Below are 10,843 nucleotides of genomic sequence, written 5' to 3'. Positions count from 1 at the left end.
CCTGCGGGGTCTCACCTGTCCCGCTGTTCCCGCAGGAGTCTTCACGCCTTACTCTCCAATCAACGGTCTTTCTAAAATTTAATTTGGATTTTAGTCCGACGCTCAAATGGAAACACGTGCTACCCAAAAGCAGATTTAGGTGGAGATCCATTCAAATCGGGGGAATTATGAAGAACACTCTTTCAGACAAATCCGTTCGAACAGGAAGAATCAAAGATTATTAAGTTGAACACAAGTGTTCCTGAAAGCAGATACAATATTACGATGGAAAACAGTACTAATTAGAGACTTAGTTGCCTTGATAAGCAGGGGAAATTCCATGAAATGTGTTAAAAATGCTAAAAGAGGTACGGAATGAACCATTACGCGCCTCTTTTAGCTACAAACTGAGGAGAGTCCGTGTTCTGGACTCTCCTTTTTATCTTGCATGGATAAACCCTAATCCAGCGAGAGACAATAGGAGAAAGCTATCAAACGTAGAGTGAACAAAAAAACAGCTGACATAAACCGCAAATGGTTAGTCAGCTGTTTTTTGCTATTTTGCTGATAGGGTGTGCTGATTGGACGAGTTTTGATTAACTCTGGCTGCATTTTGTTTACTTCTAGAGGTCAACAGTAGAAGGTAACTCATTACTCCAAAGAAACAAGCGATAAATAAAGCATGTGATAGGGCAATGAACAAGTTTTGTCTAGAAAATATGATGAATGCCCCTGCAAGTACTTGTAAGAAAACTAAAATAAAGGCAGTAATCCAGCCCCAATATAAAACTTTTTGATGTTTATAATGCTTTATGGCAAGGTAAGCAGCATATGTAACCCATATGAAAATTAAACCTGCGATAGCCCTATGTCCCATTTGAATCCATTGATTCAAATTATATGGGAGAGCGAAGCTACCGTTTACACAAGTCGGCCAGCCTGTACAAACAAGACTAGACTCGGTATGCCTAACGAGTGCTCCTGTGTAAACAACGACAAAGCAATAAGAAATGATCCCCACAATATGAAACTTCATTCGTTTATCAACAATAAGCTCTTCTGCTTTAAACTTCGTATCAATTTCAAATATTAAAAGAGTTAACATAAAAACAGAGGCAAACGATATTAGTGAAATGCCAAAATGGAGGGCTAGTACAAAATCTGATTGTCCCCACAGTACTGCTGCTGCTCCAATTAAGCCTTGAGCCAATAAGAAGAAAAATGATATAGCCGAGAGGAATTTTGTTTCTCGAATATGTCCTATGCTTTTCCATGACCAAAGGGAGAGTGCGACTACCATAATGCCGACTGCTCCAGAAATAACACGATGAGCGAGTTCAATGACTAATTCTTTTGTAATGACTTTTGGAATTAATTGTCCTTCGCACAACGGCCATGAACGCCCACAGCCCATGCCAGAATCGGTCTTTGTGACTAAGGCACCACCGAGAAGGATAAGCAGCATCCCGAATGTTGTAAAAACGGCCAACCATTTTAATCCACGATGCACGTTTTTCACCTTCTTTATTTTATCTTTAATCAAAATAATACTATATTTTCTAACCTATAGTATAAAAAAATTCTTAAACATACCTTTTCGATACTACACAATTTGCAGTTTTTTTACAAGTTAGGAAATGTTTTTTTAATAAACTTTTATTCTCCTGCTTCTCTTAAATAATATATACCGAAGAGCACTGGTTTAAATAGCTAATTATGGATGTACACAAATTGGTCAAGAATTATACAAAAAAAGTTCACAATTTCTTCAAAAAGTATGTTTTAATAGCAAAGGAAGCTATTTTCCTGGATTTGTTTATTTAATATAATTCAAAGTGGCTATTATTATTATTGTGAAATCCTATATTTTGTTAAAAATTACAGATTTCCAGGTTATTTCATTCTGTCTCTAATTACAAATATAGAAAAGTATGAAATAATACTATATAGTAATTGTAGGCCTTTTTTGTATGCGGCCATTGATAAAGGAGGACATATGTATGTCAAACATGAGGGCTGTATCAGAAGCTGCCTTGAAGGACAGCGAGGCGCCCATTGAAACAACTAAAATAGAAACAACTGCTTGGAAAGACTTCCTCGCTCTAATAAAAGTAGGGATTGTTAATTCTAATATGATTACGACCTTTACGGGGTTGTGGCTTGCACTTCACTTTTCAGGAATGCATTTTCTAAATAATTTAGATACAATGCTCTTTACGTTGGCGGGTTCCGGGTTAATTATGGCTGGATCTTGTAGTTTCAATAATTATTATGACCGGGATATAGACCCTCTTATGGAAAGAACAAAAAATCGACCTACTGTGACTGGAAAAGTTAGTCCCGGGAAAGTGCTGCTTATGAGTATTGTGCTTATTACAGTTGGCGTAGGGTTTCTTGCCCTGACTAATTTGACCACTGCCGTCATTGGCTTATTTGGAGTTATTGCCTATATTGGTTTATATACAATGTTTGCTAAAAGAAGATTTGTTTCTAATACGATTGTTGGAAGTATTTCCGGCGCTGTACCGCCTTTAATCGGCTGGGCGGCTATCGATCCGCAACTTGGAACTTTACCATGGATGCTCTTTTTATTTATGTTCTTATGGCAGCCCCCGCATTTTTATGCTTTGGCAATGAAGCGGGTAGAAGAGTACCGGGCTGCCGGCATACCAATGCTGCCAGTGGTTAAGGGGTTTAAGAGAACGAAGCTTTCAATGAATTTATGGGTTGCAGCTTTAATTCCACTTCCGTTTTTCATGGCTGAGCTAGGATACTTTTATGTAATTCTTGCTGCTGCTTTGAGTATAGGATGGCTTATACTTGGAATATATGGGTATAAAATGAAAGATGACATTAAATGGGCTCGGTTAATGTTTGTCTATTCTTTAAACTATATGACTATTTTATTTGTAGTAATGGTAATTGTAACCTTGATTTAACTTCATCCTAAAGCGATTTTATGGTAAACTTTTCATAGTGCGGCCTGCTTTAAGCAGGCTGGATACATAGTTTCATAATAAGGGGCGTATTGATTCCTGTACTATTAGGAGTTCTTTCTTTAAAAGGAAATTAATATATAGAGGGAATTTTCACAAAGCATTAAACAATGTGGGAAATTTTTACGAAAGAGGGGTTACTAAAGCTATGAAAAAAAGGCTGCAAAACTGGCGTCTAATCTCATTATTTGCAATTATGACGCTCTTCTTGGCCGGCTGTGGCAACGCGCAATTGTCCGCACTGAATCCAGCAGGGGAAGTTGCAAAAACTCAATATGACTTAATGGTGTTAAGTACATTAATTATGGTATTGGTCATTATTGTGGTTGTTGTTTTATTCGTTATTGTTTTATTCCGTTTCCGCCACAAGAAGGGAGACGATTCCATTCCTAAGCAAGTGGAAGGAAGTCATAAGTTAGAGATAATTTGGACGACGATTCCGATTTTGCTACTAATCATCCTTGCTGTTCCAACAGTAATGGCAACGTTTGATTTAGCAGATACAAAGGCTATGGATGTGAAAGATAAGGATGGAAAGACAAAGGACGCTTTGGTTGTCAATGTTAGAGCTAACCTTTACTGGTGGGAGTTTGAATATCCTGATCTAGGAATTGTCACAAGTCAGGAACTAGTTGTACCAACTGATCAAAAGGTTTATTTTAATCTAAAAGCTTCTGATGTGAAACATTCGTTCTGGGTTCCTTCTGTAGGTGGGAAATTGGATACGAACACAGATGGTACCAACCAATTTTATCTTGAATTCGATAATGAAAAATCAAAAGAAGCTGAAAACCTTTTCCATGGTAAATGTGCTGAGTTATGCGGACCATCACATGCTTTAATGGACTTTAAGGTTAAAACAAAAACAAAAGATGACTTTACTGCATGGGTAAAAGATATGCAGGGAGTAAAAGAAGCCGTTCCTGCTGAAGGCGATGTAGCTAAACAGGGGGAAGAAATCTTTGCTGAAAGCTGTATCGGCTGTCATGCGGTTACACCAAACGATAGTCGTCCTGAAGCGGCTCGTTTAGCACCAAACTTAGCTAACTTTGGCGATCGAGAAAAAATTGCCGGTGTCTTGGATCATACTGATGAAGAATTAGGAAAGTGGTTAGAAGATCCGGAAAAATATAAACCAGGTAATAAAATGACAGGGACTTATGGGGAACTTGACGACGAACAAATCAGTGCTCTTACAGAATATCTGATGAATCTCAAGGTGGAAAGCAAATAAGTCAACACGGATTAGAATAAGGGGGTAAAATCGTGAGTACGTACGCTAAGAAAAAAGGATTTGGCGCTACATTATGGGACTTTTTAACAACAGTTGACCATAAAAAAATCGCCATTCTTTACCTTATAACCGGCGGATTGTTCTTTGTTGTCGGCGGGCTGGAAGCAATGTTTATTCGAATTCAGCTGGCTGTTCCAAACAATGATTTTGTAAGTGCCGGATTATACAATGAAATTATAACAATGCATGGTACGACGATGATTTTCTTGGCGGCAATGCCTTTGGTTTTTGCTCTCATGAACGCAATAATGCCATTGCAAATAGGAGCGCGTGATGTTGCGTTCCCATTCTTAAACTCACTAGGATTTTGGTTATTTTTCTTTGGTGGTACATTCTTAAATCTTTCATGGTTTATGGGTGGGGCACCTGATGCAGGGTGGACTTCTTATGCCTCGCTTGCATTACAATCTGAAGGGCATGGCATAGATTTCTATGTACTAGGACTGCAGATATCTGGTTTGGGTACGTTAATAGGCGGGATTAATTTCTTGGTGACGATTATTAATATGCGTACACCAGGAATGACATATATGCGGATGCCGTTATTTACGTGGTCAACTTTCGTTGTTTCTGCACTTATTTTATTTGCATTCCCTCCATTGACTGTTGGTTTAACATTAATGATGTTTGACCGTATGTTCGGTGCAAACTTCTTTGTTACAGCAGCAGGAGGTAACACGATTATTTGGGAGCATTTATTCTGGATTTTCGGACATCCTGAAGTATACATTCTGATTCTGCCGGCATTCGGTGTGTTTTCAGAACTATTTGCTACTTTCTCAAGAAAAAGATTATTCGGTTATTCATCAATGGTGTTTGCCACAGTCCTTATTGGGTTCCTTGGATTCATGGTTTGGGCTCACCATATGTTTACCGTTGGATTAGGACCAATTGCAAATGCAATTTTCGCTGTTGCCACTATGGCAATCGCTGTTCCTACTGGAATTAAAATCTTTAACTGGATTTTTACTATGTGGGGCGGAAAAGTTCGTTTTACTACACCAATGCTTTATGCCGTTGCGTTTATTCCTTCCTTTACAATGGGTGGAGTAACCGGAATTATGAACGCAGCTGCACCAGCAGATTATCAATACCATGATAGTTATTTTGTTGTTGCACATTTCCATTATGTAATTGTTGGAGGAGTTGTCCTAGGTCTTCTAGCAGGTATTACTTTCTATTGGCCGAAAATGTTTGGAACTATGCTAAATGAAACGCTAGGAAAAATTACATTCTGGTTGTTCTTAATCGGTTTCCATTTAACATTCTTTATCCAGCATTTCCTTGGACTATTAGGCATGCCTCGTCGTGTATTCACGTATCAGAAGGATCTCGGCTGGGACACATCTAATATGATTAGTACGGTTGGAGCTTTCCTCATGGCTGTTGGGGTTCTTGTAATGGTCTATAATATCATCATTACATCCATCAAGAATGAGAAAGTTGGAAATGATCCTTGGGGCGACGGACGTACCCTTGAATGGGCAATTCCATCACCACCGCCATTCTATAACTTTAAACAACTTCCGCTTGTTCGCGGGTTAGATCCATATTGGATTGAAAAGATGGAAGGCAAGACTGAAATGACTCCAGCTGAACCACTTGGTGATATTCATATGCCAAATGGATCTATATTACCAGTAACGATTTCTTTTGGACTTTTTGTTGCTGCTTTTGGTGCATTATTTAATATGGATGATAAAGCATGGTCTATACCTGTTATTATCATTGGCTTATTAATCACCTTTGGATCGATGCTCATCCGTTCAGTTAAGGATGATCATGGTTACCATATTCATAAAGAAGACCTTATGGATAATACAGATAAGGGAGGTAAGTCATAATGCATGCAGAAGAAAAATTCACCGATGCAACTTGGCCTGCTTCCCCCGAGAAAGCTACCCTTGAAGGTAAAAATAAATATCTAGGGTTCTGGCTGTTTCTTGGCGGCGAAACAGTGTTGTTCGCATCACTATTTGCCACATACTTGGCATTAAAAGATAAAGTGCCTGATGATAATATGGCGCTGGCTAAAGATCTTTTCGAGCTTCCATTAACCTTTATTGCAACGATGCTTTTGTTGACAAGTTCATTGACAAGCGTTTATGCGATGTATCATATGAAAAACCGTGATTTCAAAAAAATGCAGTCATGGCTGCTAGTTACTGTATTGCTTGGAGCATCATTCCTTGCACTTGAAGTGTATGAGTTTAATCATTACGTACATGAATTTGGTCACACGTTTACAAGCAGCGCCTTTGGTTCTGCATTCTATACGCTCGTAGGTTTCCATGGCGGGCACGTAGCGTTCGGGCTTCTGTGGTTCATATCATTAATGGTTCGTAATGCTAAGCGTGGTTTAAACTTGTATAATGCCCCTAAATTTTATCTTGCTAGTCTTTATTGGCATTTTATTGATGTAGTATGGGTATTTATCTTTACAGTAGTATACTTAATGGGAATGGTGGGATAACTGATGGCGAATGAACAATCAAATTCAGCTAATCCAAATTTTAATTTAAAGTATCGCCGTAAGCAAAGTGCTGAAGAAATGAAGCACCAAGTCGTTACGTTTGTATTGATGATTTTCTTTACATTAATTGCTTTTGCAGCTGTAGCTATTGAAGGGATTTCACCTTGGTTTATTAGACCAACACTTCTACTTCTCGCTGCAGTTCAGGTTATTTTCCAGCTTTATTATTTCATGCATATGAAGCATAAAGGTCATGGAGCGATCACCTTGTTTATTTTTTCGGGCTTGTTAGTAGGGTTAATAACCGTACTAGCGTTCGTTACCATTGTTTGGCTGTAAGAATGTGATAGGATAAGTACCGGTCTTTGGACAGTGTCTCTCTTTTGCCCTTATAGGGTGTTAAGCGAAGTTACTGGCGAAGACCGGTTTTTCTTTTGTAAACAAGATCTCCCAATCATAATTGGAATGACTGGGAGATCTTGTTTCTTTCTCTGTTTCTTTGAATGAGATTGAGTTATACTAATGGTAGTTGAAAATTACAGAGGTGATTATATGTCCATAGAAATCTTTGGATTCCGTGCTCTATGGAGTCCGTACTATTTTATTGCTCTGCTTGTTCTTTCACTAGGTTTCTTTTTAATCACTAGTAAATATAGAAATCGCTTTACGGATAGTGAAAAGCTGAAACCGAAGCAAATAGGGTTCTTCCTGACTGCAATGATTTTACTTTATCTAGTAAAAGGATCTCCACTTGATTTATTAGGTCACATCATGTTCAGTGCCCATATGACGCAAATGGCAGTCCTGTATCTAGTCATTACTCCATTATTTATTCTTAGTATCCCGAACTGGCTCTGGAGGGCAATGTTCCATGTTCAATGGATTGAGAAGATGTTTACCATCTTTACTAAACCACTCTATGCATTGCTTATCTTTAATATTGTTTTTTCCCTTTACCATATTCCTTTAGTATTTGATATGGTTAAGACGAGCATGTGGCTGCATGGCGGCTATACGAGTCTTCTTTTTGTATTATCACTTTTTATGTGGTTTCCGCTTGTTAATCAACTGCCGGAAAAGGAAACACTCACAGGTCTGTACAAGGTTGGGTATATTTTTGGCAGTGGGATTTTAATGACTCCTGCTTGTGCCTTAATCATTTTTGCTAATTATCCAATGTACGATACGTTTACTAATCCAAGTTCATGGGCGACAGCCATGGAACTATGTGTTCCTGCTTCGGCATTAGCTTCACTAAATCTTAGTGGTCCAGAAATGTTCTCAAACCTTCCTGCTCTGGAAGATCAGCAGCTTGGCGGGGTATTAATGAAAGTGATTCAGGAAATTGTTCTTGGCGTCGTGCTTGGATATATATTCTTTGCATGGTTCCGTAAAGAAAACGGTGAAGATAAAATAGATCCAATTCCAGCTCATTTACAAACAAATGAGTAAGGAAAAAACCTGCACGGTATGTTTACCGGCAGGTTTTTTACGGCCTCTTTATAATCGGCTAATAGCTTAAAAAAAAGTAATAAATGTGAGCAATTTGTTAAAGAAATAATAATCTATTGTAATTTTTCTCACCCTTTAATAAGATGAAGGGTGAGAATCTAAAACAGAGGGGACGTTCCAACGCTATGTCTTTACCAATACTTCCAACAATCAGTACCACTTTTATTGTTTTAAGTGCGATTACTGTTGCAATCGGCTGGTACCAAATTAAACAAGGGAAAATTGAAACGCATAAAAAAACAATGATTGTTGCAGCTGTATTTGCGACAATATTCTTTATTATTTATGCATCTAGAACGATATTTATTGGAAATACAGCCTTTGGTGGACCAGATGATATAAAGATCTATTATACAATCTTTCTTGTCTTTCATATTACCCTTGCTACTACGGGAGCCGTACTTGGGATCACATCATTAGTAACTGGTTTTAAAGGAATCTTCCAAAGACATCGGAAGCTGGGACCTATTACGAGTATAGTTTGGTTCTTTACAGGAATCACTGGACTTGCCGTGTACTTATTATTATATGTCTTCTATCATGGTGGAGAAACTACTTCCGTAATAAAAGCGATTTTTGGATTTTAAGACAAAAGAAGGCACATGGAGACTTTTCTCCATGTGCCTTCTTTTCATTAAAACTTACAGCCCATTAAATTGGACAATCTCTTCTTTGACTTTAGCTAGGATTTTTTCACATTGCTTCACAAGAGAAGCTGGGAAATCTTCGCCTTCACCGTACTCTACCCCATGTGGGTAATAATGCTTGCCTAAGATAGGAGTCATTAACTGAATGATTGCTTTATGTGCACCTACATCGCCCTCGATAGCATACCCCTGCACACGAAGATAAAAGACACCGTCTTTAAGTTCGAATTTACGGTCATAGTTTACACGCTCATAATCCCATTGTTCTGCTCTTATTAAACCATTCTCACCCATAAGTTCATCTAATCTGTTTAAATCAGCTTTAAAATCTTCTAAATCAAAACTTTCAAATTTCACTTATATACCCTCCTAATGTCAACAAAAAAGAATGGAAGCCTTGATGTTGGATAAAGTTGTTATACTCCATTTTTACAAGATTCCCTCATTTTAATAATAGTACTAAACTATAGAACTTGCAATGAGTAGCGTACCAGTAATTCCATATTCATCCTACATAGGTGTATTATATATGTATATTATATTTAAATTATTCTTAAAATTGTTACTTGTAAGGGTGTAGCTTCTATAATATGGAGAGTAATAATGATATAATTACCTAAAATACGGATCAGGCTGGAGAAGGATGTGATCCTCTGAAAACCATGGCAAGGGTAACGCTGTTAGTAGTGATTTTTTTCAGCATAAGCATCTATTTTAGTAATGGACAGGATAAAGAAGAAGTGATCTTGTATGAACAAAAAGATGCCTACATAGATAATACTACAGACAGTTCAGGTAATAAGCAGTCAACATTAAAAACTGACGGTATGACAAAACCCAAAAAGGGACTTGCTGTGACTATTGGTAAGAACATAAAAGATGTCAAAAAAGAGTATGGTGAGCCTGGCAGAATTGATCCTTCTTCATATGGATATGATTGGTGGATTTATAATCAGGATCAGGAGAAATATTTTCAGTTAGCTGTAAAGAAGGAAAAGGTCGTCTCTGCTTATGGAATTGGTGAAAACATAGATGTGGCACCTTTTTATATTGGGCAGCCAATCGATGAAATTTATTCAAGCCTTTCTATTGAAATGTCTATTGATGTAGATACAGAGAATGGCGCGTAAAGCTTTGAACTGTCTGAGGAAGATATGAATATGAGACCGTTAATAAAGATTGGTAAACTCTATGTTCAGCTCTATTTGGATAAGTTTACTGGAACAGTTTCGAGCATCCGCTTCTTGAATGCAGAGACCCTTTTAAAGCTGAGGCCTTATGAATTACCCTATCGTGGTGAATTAGAAGAGGAAGAGATACTAGAGGAAGAAAAATGGAAGCTTATCGAACAAGGAAATCAGCTGCAAATATTCGATCTTACAAACGTCATTAGAAAACGGTTTGAGGTAAACGGGGTTCAGTGGAACGAACCGGTAGCACAAGCAGCGTTTTTGCATAGCCAGGATATGGCTGATAATGACTTCTTTTCGAATACTTCTCCAACAAAAGGTGATTTAGAGCAGCGATTAACAACTGGGCAAATTGAGTATGTCCATGCTGGTGAGAATATTGCTGTAAATTATGTAGATAGTATAGCGGCGGTTGAGGGATGGCTAAACAGTAAAGGCCATCGCGAGACGATGCTCAATACTAAATTTACTGACTTAGGTGTAGGGGTTTACCATAAACTATACACACAAAACTTTATCAGCAAGTAATAAAAGGTTTCTGAGAATGGGAGAGTCCCGCTTAGAGACCTTTTCTTTTTATATATAGAAGTCACACTTTTTGAAGTTATGCATAGTTTAGTAGTAGGCAAATGTCTTGGTGTGAGGTGAGAGAGAATGCCCAAAAAAAAACGCCCATCAGTCGAAAAATTCAAAGAGTTCGTTCGGGAACATCCCGGTTTGCGTAATGAAGTTAAAGAAAACAAATATACCTG

11 protein-coding genes and 1 pseudogene are annotated in these 10,843 nt (G+C 37.9%); 10 read left to right on the top strand and 2 right to left on the bottom strand.

Annotation, left to right across the window (positions count from 1 at the left end):
• A partial coding sequence (locus AC52RT_RS03205; RefSeq protein WP_495539412.1) for a hypothetical protein occupies positions 1-224 on the top strand: 224 nt, incomplete at its 5' end.
• A gap of 311 nt (positions 225-535) precedes the next feature.
• Here the strand turns inward: AC52RT_RS03205 and AC52RT_RS03200 are convergent.
• Positions 536-1,489 (bottom strand): COX15/CtaA family protein, encoded by a 954-nt coding sequence (locus AC52RT_RS03200; RefSeq protein WP_495539411.1) that lies wholly within the window; start codon positions 1,487-1,489, stop codon positions 536-538.
• 490 nt (positions 1,490-1,979) lie between these two features.
• Here AC52RT_RS03200 and cyoE point away from each other — a divergent pair, with 490 nt between their 5' ends.
• The 7 genes from cyoE (at position 1,980) to AC52RT_RS03165 (ending at position 8,841) form a co-directional block, all read left to right on the top strand.
• The gene (gene cyoE / locus AC52RT_RS03195; protein ID WP_495539410.1) at positions 1,980-2,918 is read left to right on the top strand and encodes a heme o synthase; all 939 of its coding nucleotides are present in this window, start codon (positions 1,980-1,982) and stop codon (positions 2,916-2,918) included.
• 205 nt (positions 2,919-3,123) lie between these two features.
• A complete protein-coding gene (gene coxB, locus AC52RT_RS03190; protein WP_495539409.1) occupies positions 3,124-4,209 on the top strand; it encodes a cytochrome c oxidase subunit II in 1,086 nt (361 codons plus the stop codon).
• A gap of 32 nt (positions 4,210-4,241) precedes the next feature.
• Entirely contained in the window at positions 4,242-6,113 is a 1,872-nt protein-coding gene (gene ctaD / locus AC52RT_RS03185; RefSeq protein ID WP_495539408.1) for a cytochrome c oxidase subunit I, read from the top strand.
• Positions 6,113-6,742 carry a cytochrome (ubi)quinol oxidase subunit III gene (locus AC52RT_RS03180; RefSeq protein ID WP_495539407.1) on the top strand — a complete coding sequence of 210 codons (630 nt, stop codon included), beginning with the start codon at positions 6,113-6,115 and terminating at the stop codon, positions 6,740-6,742. Before ctaD ends, AC52RT_RS03180 begins: the two co-directional genes overlap by 1 nt.
• Positions 6,743-6,745: 3 nt before the next feature.
• Positions 6,746-7,081 (top strand): cytochrome c oxidase subunit IVB, encoded by a 336-nt coding sequence (ctaF, locus tag AC52RT_RS03175; RefSeq protein ID WP_040375478.1) that lies wholly within the window; start codon positions 6,746-6,748, stop codon positions 7,079-7,081.
• A gap of 213 nt (positions 7,082-7,294) precedes the next feature.
• Positions 7,295-8,194 (top strand): cytochrome c oxidase assembly factor CtaG, encoded by a 900-nt coding sequence (ctaG, locus tag AC52RT_RS03170; protein ID WP_495539406.1) that lies wholly within the window; start codon positions 7,295-7,297, stop codon positions 8,192-8,194.
• A gap of 185 nt (positions 8,195-8,379) precedes the next feature.
• Entirely contained in the window at positions 8,380-8,841 is a 462-nt protein-coding gene (locus AC52RT_RS03165) for a DUF420 domain-containing protein (RefSeq protein ID WP_495539405.1), read from the top strand.
• Between the two features lie 54 nt (positions 8,842-8,895).
• Here AC52RT_RS03165 and AC52RT_RS03160 read toward each other — a convergent pair whose 3' ends face one another.
• The gene (locus AC52RT_RS03160; RefSeq protein ID WP_495539404.1) at positions 8,896-9,258 is read right to left on the bottom strand and encodes a YugN family protein; all 363 of its coding nucleotides are present in this window, start codon (positions 9,256-9,258) and stop codon (positions 8,896-8,898) included.
• A 305-nt stretch (positions 9,259-9,563) separates the two neighbouring features.
• Here AC52RT_RS03160 and AC52RT_RS03155 point away from each other — a divergent pair.
• Positions 9,564-10,169 (top strand): annotated as a pseudogene (locus AC52RT_RS03155) (CAP-associated domain-containing protein); the annotation flags it as partial.
• Entirely contained in the window at positions 10,146-10,619 is a 474-nt protein-coding gene (locus tag AC52RT_RS03150) for a CAP domain-containing protein (RefSeq protein ID WP_495539413.1), read from the top strand. The pseudogene AC52RT_RS03155 and the gene AC52RT_RS03150, both read left to right, overlap by 24 nt.
• The last annotated feature ends 224 nt before the right edge of the window (positions 10,620-10,843 follow it).

This window comes from Peribacillus sp., from assembly GCF_059453735.1.
This window is presented reverse-complemented; position numbering and strand designations above follow the sequence as displayed.

Coding starts and splice junctions, on each gene's coding strand:
- cyoE (WP_495539410.1), top strand. CDS start 1,980: ATGTCAAACATGAGGGCTGTATCAGAAGCTGCCTTGAAGGACAGCGAG.
- coxB (WP_495539409.1), top strand. CDS start 3,124: ATGAAAAAAAGGCTGCAAAACTGGCGTCTAATCTCATTATTTGCAATT.
- AC52RT_RS03180 (WP_495539407.1), top strand. CDS start 6,113: ATGCATGCAGAAGAAAAATTCACCGATGCAACTTGGCCTGCTTCCCCC.
- ctaF (WP_040375478.1), top strand. CDS start 6,746: ATGGCGAATGAACAATCAAATTCAGCTAATCCAAATTTTAATTTAAAG.
- ctaG (WP_495539406.1), top strand. CDS start 7,295: ATGTCCATAGAAATCTTTGGATTCCGTGCTCTATGGAGTCCGTACTAT.
- AC52RT_RS03165 (WP_495539405.1), top strand. CDS start 8,380: ATGTCTTTACCAATACTTCCAACAATCAGTACCACTTTTATTGTTTTA.